Below are 15,259 nucleotides of genomic sequence, written 5' to 3' on the forward strand. Positions count from 1 at the left end.
TTCAGAAAAGGGAATGAAAGAATGGGAAACGTAATGTGAACTCCTTCTGTCAGTCGGGAATTCATGACCTCCTTAGATACTTACCACTTCCGATAAGCTTGCGGCCGCCTTCATACGGCCTCGGTCCGGTCATTATAGTTTTCATTCTGCCTGTTCTATAGAACTTATGCGATTACCGCTCCGTCTATATTGGTGAAAATGTTGCTGCCAGTTTCCTGACTATCCATCGCGGTCACAACAGTGTTGCTCTTTACATTAACGATGAAGGCAAGTTGATCAACCAGGATAAGTGATTCGTTTATTCCTTTCGCATTTGCCTGATTTCTTGCGTTGTTCAGGCGGTCCATCTGATCCTGAGTGAGCTCAATGTTACGGTCACTGAGTCTGTTGGAAGCGTGCTTTGAAAACTTCACACCTTCTCTGTTGCTCTCGAGCTGAGAAAGGATTTTGCCGAAATCGGAATTCTGGACGCCGGCGCCACCTCTTATCTTTTCGCCCTGACCAAGATACTGGTTCTGAACCTGTTCAATTGAAAGGAATCCGCTTTTATCTATTCTCACGGCTTTCTCCTTTCCCTAAACAAAAACACTAAGCCTTGATTTACTCTGCCGATTTATATTTCGGCACATAAGTCATATTATTAAGGTGTATCTTCAAAATTTTTTAAATTTTATTATTTGATATAATCCAATCTATATGACTTTTATCCTTCGGTTGTTGCAGTGTTATTATCTGTACCACTCTCAGTATTACTATCCTGATCCTGTGTCAATGCCTCAGCCTTTGCTGCATCTTCTTCTGCCTTCTTTTTCTGGTATTCCGCATCGTTCTTTTGTGCTTCTTCTATGAGTTCCTTTGCCCTTGCATAGTACTGTTCAAGTTTCTCGATATCCTTTTTATCAATAAGAGCTATCGCATCGGTATCCATCTGCTGATAGAAGGAATAAGCATCATATACCTTCTGCGCATCGGTATATACCATATTCTCATAAACAGGGAACTTATCCATAAGTGCCTGCAGATCGTCTGCCTGATTATGGATTTCCACGAAATGAGAATCCGCTACGGAATTAACATCGTCCATCTTGTAGTCTGTTCCGTCGATGTTAAGGTATGCCTCGCCGCTCTTATAGGTCACATAATCGACCTTACCTTCTACCTTCTCGCCGTTTTCATTAGTTACGATAACAGTTTTTCCTACCAGGTCAGATGCTCTCGACATCGAAAAAGCTTCTGCCATATTGGATATCTGTTCAACCTGTGTAAAGGTTGCGTACTGGTTAATATATTCGGTGTTGGATGTCGGCTCTAAAGGATCCTGATATTTCATCTGTGCGCAAAGGATATTCATGAAAGCGTTTTTATCATACCCCTGATTGGAAGCCGCTGTCTTTTTGGCGTCTTCAACCTTGTTTGAGGTATCAAGAAGTTTACCGTTTTCTACTACTGCATTTACGCCCATTTGGTTACCTCCGACAAATTTGTCATGCTGAGAAATCTACTGAATTACCGTTAATAGCCATCATTTCAGCTGTGAGCTGATCTGCTTCGTCAATTTCATCAAGTTCTTCCATTGAAAGGTCATCAAGTCGTATCCTTCTCATTGGCTTTCTGATGGAATTCTGAGCATCCTGATCATCCTGTCTCTGGCTCTGGCTGTCATTAAGCGTCTGGTCAAAAGCCCCCGCATTTACTGTAACTTCAACTGCAGTAACCTTTACGCCCTGTTCATTAAGCTTATCCTGAAGCTGCTGTATCTGGCTCTCTATAGCTGCTTTTACGTCCTCATTTTGTGTAAGGAATTTTGCAATTACATTTCCGTCTTTTGCTGCTTCAATGATTACATTAACGTTACCAAGACTTGCGGGATGAAGCTGCATCTCCATTGTTGTCGAATCTGCTTTAACATTCATCTTTATGAACTCGGTTATCTGATCCATTATCTCCTGAGTGTTCGCCCTTGCCATCTGCCCATAGCTCTCGGTTTCCACTACTTCAGAGAGGGATGATGATATCTGGTTCATTACCTGATTGTAAACGGAACCTTCCAGGTTATTCTCATGTGTATTGCTATTACCGTTATTATTGTTACTGTTGTTATTAGCGTTATTTTCCTTAACGTTTCTCTGTTCCTGAACGGGTTCTTCAACCTGAAGACTAAAATCAGGCTTTTCGATCTCTTCAGATACTTCTGTAACAGGTGCCTCTTCTTCCTGTTCTACTGCAATTTCTTTTACTATTCCGGCATTATTCGTAAGATCAAGTCTTACAGCTTCGGAATCGATATAATTTTGAGGCTGTTCAATTATTATAGGATTTTCTTCTGTATTTGTGTTCTCGACAGGTACTGCCTGAACCTGATTTTCAGAGCTCTGCTGTGCCAGATTCTCACTAAAGTCTTCAAGTGCTGAGCTTAAGTCTTCCTCTGAAAGATTAAACTCTTCCATCAGGTTCTGCCTTGTAGTATCAACCGCATCCTGCATATTCTGTACATTCAGATAAAGATCTGCATTGGTTACTATAGCCATCACATCATTGGCTCCGGTAACCTGACCTATTATCTGTGTAAGATTTGTAGGTTCAAGTATCGCTACATTTGTAAGGCCGAGGGTTGCCATGGCACTTTCTATGTCTTCAATATCAACGCCCAGTTGATCAGCGAGCTGCTGCATGAGTTCTCTGCTGTCATCAAGCATTGCCTGTTCCAGTGCACTAAGAGCATCGTCTATAACTCCTATCATGGAACCATCCTCTCCGGGGTTTTCATTTATTGTTATGAGGACCTCGGAGACTTCTGTTTCTTCTGCTATCTCTTCCGTGACTTCTTCAGGAGCTTCTGCCACATTATCTGTAACTTCTTTAACATTTACATTTTTTTCATCAGCATTCTGACTTTGAAGTGCTTTCGTATCATCTGTACTATCAGCATTTTTTGTCATATTGTCTTGCTTACTAATGTTCTCTGTCTGCCTTGGAGTATTTGCCTGTTCATAAGTCGCTGCTAAAGTTCCTGCTTTATTCGACGCAGCTGTGGCTGTCAGAGTTTTTGCTGTAGACGTTGCTACTTGTGCTGCCTGTTTTTGAGTGTTTGCGTTATTCAAAGTCTTTTGAAAGTCTGCAGTCTGCTCCTTTGATGCAGCAATTCCTTTTGCTGTTGCGGTATTAACGAATGCATTAATATTTGTAATACCCGGAATCGCATTTGTAATCAAATTCTGTACCTCCTTTCTTATATGGGTAAGGTTTGCCCATAGCTTTACAAAACATATATCGGCCATGCAGGAAAAAACTTAACCCGCATGGCCGAAAAAAATTAAAAATTTATAAACAAAGCGAATTCCATTTAGTTACTGCTACCGACACCGGAAACTGTAGCCTTATGAGTAGCGGGTTCCATATAATCCGTTACCTTTCCTGCATATTCTTCAGTCATCTTATCAAGAATAGCTCCGCGATTTTCCGCACTCATCTTACCAAGTATCTTTGAAATAAGTCTTACGGCATCGCCTGTATCATTCTCTATCATAGCGTTAAAAATCGCTGCCGCTTCCTTTGCCTTCATGGATGAATATGCCTTTACATACTGTTCCAGTTCATCATCATCCGCTGTTCCCTGAATGATCTGTGCATATATCTGCGCAGCCACATCAGGCTCTATAAGTTCATAATATTTCTGATATTCCTCCGGTGTGGGAGCATTATCAGCATATACGATATTCTTGTAAAAATCTTCTTTTTCCTGTTCAAGCTTAGCCTGGTTTTCTTCAAAAGGCTGAAGTCTTGTTATCTCTGTCTGAAGCTTTTCATTTTCTTCCTGCAAAGTTGCATTTTCTTCCATCTCTTTTCTAAGTTCTTCTTCAAGTCGCTTGATATAGAGATTGGCCTCATCCAGGCTGCTTGCAAGCTGTTCATCCACAGGATTAACAACAGGCTTTTGCGATTCCTCGTATTTCTTCTGAGCAATCGGTGTATAACTGCCTTCCGGAAGTATTGCCTGCAGTCCGGGAACATCCCCTATTATGGGTGCAAGAACGTTAGACCCAAAGCCACCGACGTCAAGCTTTATCAGCATTCCCATAATTGCAAGCCATACAAGAATAATAACAACTGTAAGTATAAGCGTTGCCACTCCACCTGCATCCTCGCCGTTAAGCTCTGCTGTTCTCTCAGCAAGCTCAAGTTCACGAGCCTTTGCCGCTTTTCTCTGCTCCTTGAGTTCCTGCCTTAAAGCTTTCCTTTCTTCCTTCAGCTTTTGCCTGGCCTCTTTATCGGGGTCAACGGGTTTGGGTAATACCGAAGCCTCTTTTTCCGGTTTTGCTTCCTTAGCTTCTTTTTCTGCCATTACTCTTCCTCTCTGCTACGCTGAGTATATGTAAAGCTGGATCTTTCATCAACTTCCTTTGCTTCCGCTTCTTTTTCTTCCTCAACAAATTGCTCGAAAGCTTTTTCTTTTAGTCTTTCCTGCATTTTTCTTTCCTGTACTGCTCTTGTAAGTTTAAGTCTTGCAACTTCAAGCTTCGCAGCATAGGAATCAACTTTGACCTCCTGATCCTTAATGATGACATCCATTTGTCGCTGATAATAGTTGTTGTCCATGATTTTTTGGACATCCATTATGCTGGCGCTTCTAAGCTCATATCCTTCACGAATAAAAGCATCTCTCGTCGCAATATAGTCATTTAATATATCAATCTGGTCATTTAATTCCTTGGAGGCTTGGGCAAATTCCATCTTTACCTGTTCCTCCTGCTGGAGTCTTAAGTTTAATACTCCCTGGAGTCTGTAGTTGAACCTTGCCATTTAAGCCCTCACCCCGCTACTTAAACAATAAAAAAATAAAATTCCGGATATTATATCAATCCTTGAACATGCTTGTCAGCTTGGCACAGACTTCCTCGTAAGTGAACTTTTCATCTGTCTCCTGCATAAGAAATTCATTTACTGCGTCTATCTTCGAAACAGCGTAATCAATACTTTTATTGGCACCGCTCTTATATGCTCCGATATTTATCAGGTCCTCAGCATCCGCATATGTTGCCAAAACATTTTTAAGTTTTCCCGCTGCTTTTTTCTGCTCCGGTGGAGCTATCGCGCTCATACATCTGGAAATACTTGCAAGAACATCTATAGCAGGGTAATGATTCTTCTGCGCCAGCTTTCTGTTTAATACAATATGTCCATCAAGAATACCTCTTGCTGTATCTGTTATCGGTTCATTAAAATCATCACCATCAACAAGTACAGTATAAAGACCTGTAATCGATCCCTTTCTGGATTTTCCAGCTCTTTCAAGAAGCTTGGGCATTTCCGCATATACGCTTGGCGGATACCCTCTCGATACCGGAGGCTCTCCGCTCGCAAGTCCTATTTCTCTTTGTGCCATTGAAAAACGTGTAAGAGAATCCATCATCAAAAGCACATCTTTTCCTTTATCACGAAAATATTCCGCAATGGATGTTGCTGTTTTTGCAGCCTTTAATCTTTCAAGTGCAGGTTTATCAGAAGTCGCAACAACAACAATCGACCTCTCCATTCCTTCAGGTCCAAGGTCACGTTCAATGAACTCCCGGACCTCCCTGCCACGCTCTCCGATAAGAGCAATAACATTTATATCCGCATTGGTGTTTCTGGCAAACATCCCCATCAGAGTTGATTTACCAACACCTGAACCTGCAAATATTCCAATTCGCTGCCCCTTACCTACTGTCAAAAGTCCGTCGACAGCTTTTACTCCAAGTGAAAGAACATCCGATATCGGATCTCTCGTCATAGGATCCGGAGGCTGATTCTCAACAGAATAGGCTATACCGTTTTCAAGCATAACGCCCTTTCCATAGTTGGTACCATCTATTCTTCCAAGTCCATCAAGTGTTTTTCCAAGGAGTCCCTCTCCGACATTTACACGCAGGGGTGAATCAGTATTCTCGACTATGCTTCCGCTTCCTATTCCGCTTATGTTCTCATAGGGCATTAAGAGCACATGGTTATCCTTAAAACCGACAACCTCTGCCATGGTCCCCCTTCCGGAAGGTCTTGCCGTGCTTTCGCCGTCCTTTTTTTTGGAGTAAATGTAGCAAATATCACCCATCTTGGCCTCGGGGCCTGCAGATTCGATTGTAAGACCGACTACATTTACCACCTTGCCACGAACCTTATAGAACATGGTATTTGCTACTTTTTTATATTTCGAATAGTCAATAAATCCATTTGCCATTAGCGCCTATTCCTGTCAAATGCCAGAAGCTTCAGTTTTCTGGTAAGTTCTGAAAGCTCCACTCCAAGAGAGCAGTCAAACACGCCGCCCTCAGACTCTATGATACATTCATTCTCCTTTAAAAGAGGATCCTCTATTATCTCAAGTGTGGAATTGGGTGAAGCCATTGCTTCTTCAAGGTTTGGCTTCTCATCTGTCACAAGGTCATAATCATCAGATGAAATGTGAAGGATTATATCCGTTCCACTGTCAACCTTACCCAGAGTGGTTCTGATAAGATGAAGAATTATCTCCTTATTTTCCCTCAGATCCACATTAAACACATGCTCATAAATCTGGGTAAGTGTATCTACCATATCAGGCTCAATACTGGCTATAAGCTGTTTGATATCAGCTTCCTGTTTTTCTCTTTCCTCTTTCAGTTCAGCTTCAGCAGCTGCCTTCATATTTTCAATTTCTTCTGCAGCCTGCTTTACGCCTTCCTCATAGCCGGCATTTCTGCCTTCTTCGATAGCCTGGTTTTTGAAAGCTTCAGCGTCATTTCTTATGGCTTCTGCCTGAGCATTGGCATCATCTATAATCTGCTTTGCCTGCTCCTCTGCCATCCTTATCTGCTCATCTATCTGAGCCTGTATTTCCTCAAGATTTATCTGAGGCTGTTCCGGTTCAGGCTCAGGAACCACCATCTGTTCCTCTTCCATTCCCATGGAAGAATTTTCATCTTCTTTCGGCATCTGAAGATTTTGGAAATCAGGATTATCCTCACCGAATATATTTCCATCCATATCCGGATTTCCATCGTTCCCCATCATTCCGTCTTCGCCGTAGGCATTAAAGCTGTTCTCATCAAAAGCTTCAGTATTTTCCCCAAAGCCTTCACTTTCAAAGTCCATACCGTACTCGGAGTCATATGTGCCGGAAAGACCTTCGGAAAAGTCGTTAATGCCGCCCTGATCATCGTAATTTGTATTACCGATAATGTTCTGAGTGCCGTCAAAAGCATCTATCTGCTCAAAGCCAAGGCCTTCTTCAAACCCGCCAAAAGAGGGCACTGGTTCTCCTTTTTCCAATGCCTCTCTTCGTTTGGCTTCCTCAGCCTGATATTTTTCTATTCGTCTTTCAGAAAGTTCGTTGTTATCAATGATGTGCTTATCATTCTCATCAACCTGATACCAGCCGAACTTAAGTAAATTAGATTGATTAGACAACCAGGTCATCACCTCCGCCTCTGGAGATTACAATTTCACCGGCATCCTCAAGCTTACGAATAACATTAACAATCTTCTGCTGTGCTTCTTCAACATCCTTCATACGAACAGGTCCCATGAAGTCCATATCTTCCTTGATCATTTGAGCAAGACGCTTGGACAGGTTGTTAAAGATAGCAGTCTGTACCTGTTCGGTAGAACCCTTGCAGGCAAGTCCCAGGTCTGCATTATCAACATCACGAAGCACACGCTGAATAGCACGGTCGTCCAAAAGAAGGATATCCTCGAATACGAACATCTTCTTACGGATTTCATCAGCAAGCTCAGGCTGCTCGATTTCCAATGTTTCCATGATATGTTTTTCTGTAGAACGGTCTACTGCATTGAGGATTTCTACGACTGCATCCACACCACCGACAACCGTATAATCCTGGTTGACCAATGATGAAAGTTTCGACTCAAGGACTCTTTCTACCTCTTTGATCGTATCAGGACTTGTTCTGTCCATGGTTGCAATACGTCTTGCAACATCAGCCTGTCTCTCAGGTGGAAGCGCACCAAGTATTAATGCGCTCTGAGCTGAAGACATATAGGACATAACAAGAGCAATCGTTTGCGGATGCTCGTCCTGAATGAAAGTAAGCAGCTGTGAAGGATCTGCCTTTCTGATAAATTCGAAAGGTTTTACCTGCAAAGATGCCGTCAGTTTACTGATAACATCCATTGCCTTATCTTCCCCAAGAGCCTTCTCCAGCAGTTCCTTAGCATAGTTAATACCACCTTCAGCGATATACTGCTGAGCAAGGCAGATGCCATAGAATTCTTCTATAACAGCTTCCTTTACCTGAGGTGTTACGCTTCTGGTGTTTGCTATTTCAAGAGTCAGTTCCTCTATTTCGTCTTCTTTTAAATGTTTAAATATTGCAGATGACTTTTCAGGTCCCAAAGCAATCAAAAGAATGGCTGCCTTTTGAGTTCCGGAAAGATTCGCTATCAGGGAAGGGTCATAATTCCCTGCAGGTGGCATGGCACTTCCTTTACTGCCCGCACCATCCAACTCGTCATCATCAAATTCTTCGCCGTCAATTGCCATGATTTAGTACTCCCCTCTGAGTTTTAAATTGCAACTATTTTACATTTCAAAATCTTCCTTCAGCCAGTTGCGAAGAAGTATAGCAGCTGCTTCTGGATTATCTTCGATAAATTTCTCTATAAGCTTCATAGTCTCACTGCTCTCTTCCATAAGAATGTCAGCAAGACCGCCTTCCTCGCCTTCTTCAGTCTCTTCGTCCTCAAAGAACTCATCGGGTTGAGACTCAAGAAGTTCTTCAACAGAAAGCTCCTCGGGAAGTATTTCTTCCTCTTCTTCCTCAATCTGAATCTCTTCCTTATGTGTTCTGATACTTCTCCAGATAACAAAAGCGAGAAGTCCCAGGATAAGGAGAATAAGAATTGCCTGAAGTATATCGGTAAATGTCAGTCCCTTAGGCTCAGCATCAAAAAATTCTGGTTGTGTATATGCTGTCATCGAAATATTTGCTGCCATTATTCCGGTAGCCTTTGACACAATATTTATGGTATCTTCCGCAACCTCAGTCTGAGTAACACCTGTAGTATCCTTGAATTCTTTCCAGGTCATTCCGTCATGATCTTCTGGATTATAATTATCTTCCTTGTAAATAACAAACTTTGTCGCTGTTACGGAAATCGTAGATTCATCGTAATTTACTTTTCCTGAAGGCGTATCAACAGTAGTTATTTCCTCGTTAGGAAGGTAATCCTTCGATTCTTCTTCTATTGTAGACGATGAGTTCTCATTATCCTGAAGCATATAGGATGTCTCATCATCATTATTGGTATCAGTGCCCGGGATTCCACTATTGCCGTTTACATTCTGTGCACTGTAGTTATCCTCGTGACTAAGCACACCCTGAGTCTGTCCCTCTGCAGGAGTATAAGTGTGCGTTGTCTTCTTAATGTTTGAAAAATCCAGAACAAGGTTACTTGCTACCTCTATATCATTATAGAGTTTTGTTCCCTTAAGGACTCTTATTACCTCACTTCTAACCTGCTGCTCAGCCTTAGTCTTGGCATTAAGCTGAGTACTTGCAAGTCCGGCAGCGGAGTTATCCTCAGAACCCGAAAACAAAAGGTTTCCGTCTGTATCCATGATGATAATCTTTTCGGTAGTACTGTTTCCAAGTGCATTTGCGGTTGCTCTTGCCAAAAATGCAGCGTTATCCTCCGTAAAAGATTCAGGATCCTTCATTCTCAGAAATACACTTGCAGAGGATTCCTCGTTCTTTGATAAAAGCGTGCCATCATTGACAGGAATATGAAGCTCTATTCTTGCACTTTCAATAGCATCAAAGTATTCCGCAAAATCCGTACCAAGCTTTTTTTCAAGATAAGCTATATATTTTTTCTGCTTATCCGATTCTGTTGTAGAAAACCCACCGTTTATTACATTGTCTACACTGTAGGTGTCAGGCTGAATATAGTTTGTTCCAAGCAAAAGAGAGGCACTACTCTCTTCCGATTTCAAAACTTCGAATCTGAGATTATCCTCTGACTTTCTGTACTTTATTCCGTTTTCTTCAAATAAATCGATTATCTGTTGAGACTCCTTCATCGTCTCAACAGTTGCAATCGTAACATACTGAGGCTGGTTGAATACAGTCACCAGTATTACCACTGTCAGAACAACTGCAGCAACTCCGGCCAAAATAAGCGTCTTCTGTTTTCTTGTAAAACGATTCCACCACCCAAGAAGCCTGTCCCTGAGCTCCAAAAGACGTTCTCGCATACTTTACTCCTCCGTAAAACTTAAATCTGCATCTGCATTATTTCCTTATATGCAGAAAGCATACGATCTCTTACCGCAATCGTGTACTGCAGGGCTGTTTCAGCCTTCTGCAAAGCAATTGCGAGATCATGCGTATTGTCTGTTTCGCCGAGAGACCACTTTATCTCCTCATTCTCGGCATCTGACAAATAAGCATTTGTGGTATTTATATTTTCAACTGCTCTGTTAAAAATATTCGTAAAAGAGCTATCGTTCCCAAACCTGTCCCCAAGAGGATTGGTCACTCTGGAATTAGCTTTTTCAGCATTTCTGATAGCAGTTGAATGAACATTTCTGATCTGACTGATATCAATATCTGCCATTTACCCTCCTTGCAGTTCCCCTGCTGCAATCAATGTAATATCATCAGCCCTGAGCTATTGATAATCCCTGGCTCATAAGGTTTTTACTTGAATTAAACGCAGTTGCGTTAGCCTCGTAGCCTCTCTGCGCATCTATAAGGTTGGTCATTTCGGTTACTATATCTACATTCGGATAAGTAACATAACCAAACTCGTCGGCATCAGGATGTGACGGATCATATACCATCTTATAATCCGTCCAGGTATCGTCTTTTACAGATGAAACCTTTACTCCACGACCACTATAGTGATCAAGTCTCTCATTAAGGATCTTCGAAAAAGGTGTCTGTGTGCCTTTTTCAGAAAAGGTGACCACCTTTCTGGTATAAACATCCCCTGTAGCATCGCGTGTCGTATTTGCATTGGCGATGTTCTGGGAAATAATATCCATACGGAAACGTTCCGCTGTCATTCCCGAGGAATTAATATTAAATGAATCAAACAGATTGCCGGTACTAATCATACGCTATACCTCTTTCATTGAAACAGTTATGTATTACTGCCCTCTCATGGCGTTCTGAAGGTTAGTGAATTCCGACTGTATTCCAAGCATTACACCCTGATACTTAATCTGGTTGGCAGCAAGTGTGACATTCTCTGTATCTATATCAACATTATTGCCATCCATTCTGTAAGAGAAATTGGAATAATCGGTATATGGCCTTGCTTTGAGTCTGTTAATCTTAAGGTCTGAAACCTTGGCATCCATTGTCTTATATCTGGAATTGCCAAGAGCTCTCTCAAGTTCTCTCTCAAATGCCACATCCTGTCTCTTGTATCCCGGTGTATTAACATTTGCAAGGTTATTGGACAGCACCTCATTCCTGATCCAGGAAGCATCTGCCGTCTTATCAAGTACGTTTATGTAATCAAATGCATTACTGTTGATCATATAACCCCCTTACAAAAATCCTTTTAACCCTTACTATCATATTAAGATTATTTTAATCAAATTACAAGATATTTGAATAAAATAATACTTTATCTTGTGTCTTTTATGTTCAAAAACACAAGAATTAGTTTTGCTAAAAAAGGGATTTACCCGTTACAGATAAATCCCTTCATCAATGCACGTCCTGTAATACTTATTTCGGAATAAAAAGTCATTCCCATTACATCTGAGCTTTGAGTTTTTTGATTTCGTCAAATACCACGTCATTCAAGACCTTTATGTATGTTCCTTTCATGCCGGAAGATCTTGATTCAATAACACCCGCACTTTCGAACTTTCTAAGAGCATTTACTATAACGCTTCTTGTTATTCCCACTCTGTCTGCAATCTTACTTGCTACGAGAACACCTTCCATTCCGTTAAGTTCATCGAAAATGTGGATAATAGCTTCCATCTCAGAAAATGAAAGTGTACTTATGGCAGATTTTACTACCGCAAGCTTTCTACTCTCCTCAGCATTCTCTTCGTTAACGGCACGTAACATCTCAAGCCCCACAACTGTTGTCCCGTATTCGCAAAGAATAATATCATCAATATCGTAAGGCTGATTGCATTTATAAATAAACAAAGTGCCAAGTCTTTCACCTGCTATTTCTATCGGAGTGATGATTGCCTGGTATTTTCTCATATCGACATCTTCAAATCCAAGAGTCTCAAGATTGACATTTTCCTTCGTGGATAAAACCGTAAGAAGTCGCTCATTTAACATAGGGTCAATAAAGCTACCGACATCATCCACCAGCATCTCACCCAATGAATCCACAGCCGAGGTTTCACCTATTCCCAAAACCTTACCTTTTCTGCTTATAACAAGCATATTGGAATTAAGTATGTCACACAAAACCGTACAGATGTCATTAAACACCACCTTACCGGAGTTACTATTGTGCAGAAGCTTCCCAATCTTTCTTGTTTTATCCAAAAGTTGTACGCTACTCATGAAAAAAGTCTCCTTTTATCTGAAAATCTTTAACAATTTGCACAAATCCACTATAACTAATAAAATTGTAGCACATAATATTGTTTACATCAAAGCAATTTGTTCGTATTTTAATTAAAATTTAATGAATATTGAATACAAATAGCGTGATTAATGGTGAAAATTCACAGAAATTATCGAAAATACAAAAGTAGCTTAGACAGAAACAACTCGGAAATTTACATTTCCGAGTTGTTTTGAAATCATATATTTATTCCTCATCATCCTTACTGCGGTCTTCAATATATCCACATTCAGGATCGTTACAAACCAGCTTGTTATTTTTAATAAGCATAAGTCCACCACATCTGGGGCATGCTTTCTTAGAGGGCTTCTGCCATACCATAAAATCGCAATCAGGATTATCTATGCATCCATAGTACAGACGTCCCTTTCTGGTTCTCTTAAGGACAATATCCTTTCCGCATTTAGGGCAGGCAACACCGGTTTTCTCATAATAAGGTTTGGTGTTTTTGCACTCCGGAAATCCGGGACATGCAAGGAATTTACCATGAGGACCATATTTGATAACCATGTTTCTGCCACAATTTTCACAGACAACATCAGTTGCTTCATCCTGTATCTCAATTTTCTCAAGCTGCTTCTGCGCATTTTCTACTGCATCAGCAAGATCCGGATAAAAATTCTCTACTATTGTCTTCCACTTAACATCGCCCTCTGCAACGCTGTCGAGAAGCGTCTCCATATTGGAAGTAAAGGTTACATCAACAATCTGAGGGAACGCCTCGTTCATCATCTTGTTAACCGCTTCTCCAAGCTCTGTTACGTAGAGGTTCTTATTTTCTTTGGTAATATAATGTCTTGCAAGAATTGTTGTAATAGTCGGTGCATAAGTACTGGGTCTGCCAATGCCGAGCGCCTCAAGGTCATGAACCAGAGAGGCTTCCGTATAGTGCGGTGCAGGCTGTGTAAAGTGCTGTTTTTCCTCAAAATCCTGCAGTTCAAGCTCGGAATTCTCATCAATTCTTTTTGCAAGTGTGTTTTTTTCAATCTGGTCGTCTTCATCAGTATACACGTTCATGAAACCATCAAAAACAGTTCTTGATGCTGCAACCGTAAAACGATGCTCTCCGGCATCAATTTTCACAGAAGTTGTCTCGTATTTTGCCGGCGCCATTCTGCTGGCCATGAATCTTCGCCATATAAGCTGATAAAGTCTGAACTGATCACGACTTAGGAATTCTTTCACAGCAACCGGTGTATTATTTACATCTGTTGGTCTGATCGCTTCATGAGCATCCTGTATCTTGGCATTTGTTTTGCTTCCCTGGATTTTCTCAGCAAGATATTCCTCGCCAAAAGCTTCGGTTATATAATTCTGTGCAGCTGCCTGTGCTTCATCCGAAATACGTGTTGAATCAGTACGAAGGTAAGTAATAAGTCCGACTGTTCCGGCCTTACCCATATCTATTCCCTCATAGAGCTGCTGTGCTGTACGCATTGTTTTCTGGGTAGAGAAATTAAGCGCTTTTGATGCTTCCTGCTGAAGTGTTGATGTTGTAAAAGGAAGCGGTGCTTTCTTGGATCTCTCACCCTTCTTTATCTCTGATATCTTAAAGCTCTTGCCTTTTAACTCTTTTAAAATTTCATCAAGCTCAGCTCTTGAAGCAATTTCTACCTTTTTGCCATTTTTGCCATAGTAGTGAGCTACTATCGTTTTTTTCTCACCCTTAACCTTAAGTGTAGCATCGAGTGTCCAATATTCCTGAGGTATGAATGAATTAATCTCATCCTCTCTGTCACATATAATTCTGAGTGCAACAGACTGAACTCTTCCGGCACTGAGGCCCCTTTTAATCTTTTCCCAAAGAAGTGGTGATATCTGATATCCAACCATCCTGTCGAGAACACGTCTCGCCTGTTGTGCATCAACAAGATTCATATCTATGTCTCTGGGATGCTTCATAGCCTCCTTAACTGCAGACTGTGTAATCTCATTGAATGTCACTCTTGAAAAACGATTCGGATCGTCAAGCTTTAAAGCTGTCATTAAGTGCCATGAGATTGCCTCACCTTCTCGGTCAGGGTCCGTTGCAAGGTAGATATGATCAGCATTTTTTGCTGCCTTCCTGAGTGCAGCGAGCACATCTCCTTTTCCCCTAATAGTAATGTACTTAGGTTCAAAACCGTGCTCAATGTCAATTCCCATCTGGCTTCTCGGAAGGTCACGGACATGTCCGTTGCTGGCAGCGACTTCATAGCCGTTACCCAGGAATTTTTTAATTGCTTTCACCTTTGTAGGTGACTCCACAATAAGTAAATTCTTTTTCTTAGTTGCCATTAAAAATGCCCCTCTGTTTAAATTAATTAGTAGAAACTCTTTTTTAGGGTCTCATAGTTTCGTAATATACACTATATTGTAGGGCATTGCAATAATAAAAATTTTTTCGCTAAATAAAGTGCACGCCAAATAGTTTTCTATGCATGACGAAGGGCACCGATCTTACGACCAGTGCCCTTTAGTTCTGAATTTCCAATGGACTTGTCTCCTTTTCTGTTTATTATATCAACGAATCCTCAACCGAAAACCATGCTGCGCATCATGTTCTCTTCCGACTACCGGCATCCAAATTACTCGCCTCTTCGTAGTCCAAATGATTCGTTAGAAAAAAGAATGAATAGAAAGTTCGAATTGGTGAAGCACGCGCCGCCTCATCTCCCCTCTATTCTCAAAACAG

The 15,259-nt window shown here is 41.2% G+C and carries 14 protein-coding genes; all 14 read right to left on the reverse strand.

What is annotated here, in order from left to right; translation table 11 throughout:
• Window positions 1–164: 164 nt before the first annotated feature.
• The 14 genes from BV60_RS0110885 to topA all read right to left on the reverse strand — a co-directional run bounded on the left by BV60_RS0110885 (window position 165) and on the right by topA (window position 14,862).
• Window positions 165–560, reverse strand: coding sequence for a TIGR02530 family flagellar biosynthesis protein (locus BV60_RS0110885; protein WP_029321720.1), 396 nt, complete (start codon window positions 558–560; stop codon window positions 165–167).
• Between the two features lie 143 nt (window positions 561–703).
• The gene (locus BV60_RS0110890) at window positions 704–1,462 is read right to left on the reverse strand and encodes a flagellar hook capping FlgD N-terminal domain-containing protein (RefSeq protein WP_051656669.1); all 759 of its coding nucleotides are present in this window, start codon (window positions 1,460–1,462) and stop codon (window positions 704–706) included.
• A 22-nt stretch (window positions 1,463–1,484) separates the two neighbouring features.
• Window positions 1,485–3,212: a flagellar hook-length control protein FliK gene (locus BV60_RS0110895; protein WP_029321724.1), complete on the reverse strand. Its 1,728-nt coding sequence runs from the start codon at window positions 3,210–3,212 to the stop codon at window positions 1,485–1,487.
• A gap of 131 nt (window positions 3,213–3,343) precedes the next feature.
• Complete coding sequence (locus tag BV60_RS21090) at window positions 3,344–4,342, reverse strand: hypothetical protein (protein ID WP_051656670.1); 999 nt, start codon at window positions 4,340–4,342, stop codon at window positions 3,344–3,346.
• Window positions 4,342–4,800, reverse strand: coding sequence for a flagellar export protein FliJ (gene fliJ / locus BV60_RS0110905; protein WP_029321727.1), 459 nt, complete (start codon window positions 4,798–4,800; stop codon window positions 4,342–4,344). The genes BV60_RS21090 and fliJ overlap by 1 nt, the downstream gene beginning before the upstream one ends.
• Window positions 4,801–4,855: 55 nt before the next feature.
• On the reverse strand, window positions 4,856–6,214 hold the full coding sequence (gene fliI / locus BV60_RS0110910) for a flagellar protein export ATPase FliI (protein WP_029321729.1): 1,359 nt from the start codon (window positions 6,212–6,214) through the stop codon (window positions 4,856–4,858).
• A complete protein-coding gene (locus BV60_RS0110915) occupies window positions 6,214–7,422 on the reverse strand; it encodes a FliH/SctL family protein (RefSeq protein WP_029321731.1) in 1,209 nt (402 codons plus the stop codon). Before BV60_RS0110915 ends, fliI begins: the two co-directional genes overlap by 1 nt.
• Window positions 7,415–8,449, reverse strand: a complete 1,035-nt coding sequence (gene fliG, locus BV60_RS0110920) for a flagellar motor switch protein FliG (RefSeq protein WP_081846783.1) — start codon at window positions 8,447–8,449, stop codon at window positions 7,415–7,417. The genes BV60_RS0110915 and fliG overlap by 8 nt, the downstream gene beginning before the upstream one ends.
• A gap of 105 nt (window positions 8,450–8,554) precedes the next feature.
• Window positions 8,555–10,228: a flagellar M-ring protein FliF C-terminal domain-containing protein gene (locus tag BV60_RS0110925; protein WP_029321734.1), complete on the reverse strand. Its 1,674-nt coding sequence runs from the start codon at window positions 10,226–10,228 to the stop codon at window positions 8,555–8,557.
• 20 nt (window positions 10,229–10,248) lie between these two features.
• Entirely contained in the window at window positions 10,249–10,590 is a 342-nt protein-coding gene (gene fliE / locus BV60_RS0110930; RefSeq protein WP_029321735.1) for a flagellar hook-basal body complex protein FliE, read from the reverse strand.
• A gap of 43 nt (window positions 10,591–10,633) precedes the next feature.
• Window positions 10,634–11,092 carry a flagellar basal body rod protein FlgC gene (gene flgC, locus BV60_RS0110935; RefSeq protein WP_029321737.1) on the reverse strand — a complete coding sequence of 153 codons (459 nt, stop codon included), beginning with the start codon at window positions 11,090–11,092 and terminating at the stop codon, window positions 10,634–10,636.
• Between the two features lie 33 nt (window positions 11,093–11,125).
• Complete coding sequence (flgB, locus tag BV60_RS0110940; RefSeq protein ID WP_029321739.1) at window positions 11,126–11,521, reverse strand: flagellar basal body rod protein FlgB; 396 nt, start codon at window positions 11,519–11,521, stop codon at window positions 11,126–11,128.
• A 220-nt stretch (window positions 11,522–11,741) separates the two neighbouring features.
• A complete protein-coding gene (codY, locus tag BV60_RS0110945; RefSeq protein ID WP_029321741.1) occupies window positions 11,742–12,521 on the reverse strand; it encodes a GTP-sensing pleiotropic transcriptional regulator CodY in 780 nt (259 codons plus the stop codon).
• A gap of 250 nt (window positions 12,522–12,771) precedes the next feature.
• Entirely contained in the window at window positions 12,772–14,862 is a 2,091-nt protein-coding gene (topA, locus tag BV60_RS0110950) for a type I DNA topoisomerase (RefSeq protein ID WP_029321743.1), read from the reverse strand.
• Between the last annotated feature and the right edge of the window lie 397 nt (window positions 14,863–15,259).

This window comes from Butyrivibrio sp. AE3004 (assembly GCF_000703165.1).
GTDB lineage: Bacteria > Bacillota > Clostridia > Lachnospirales > Lachnospiraceae > Butyrivibrio.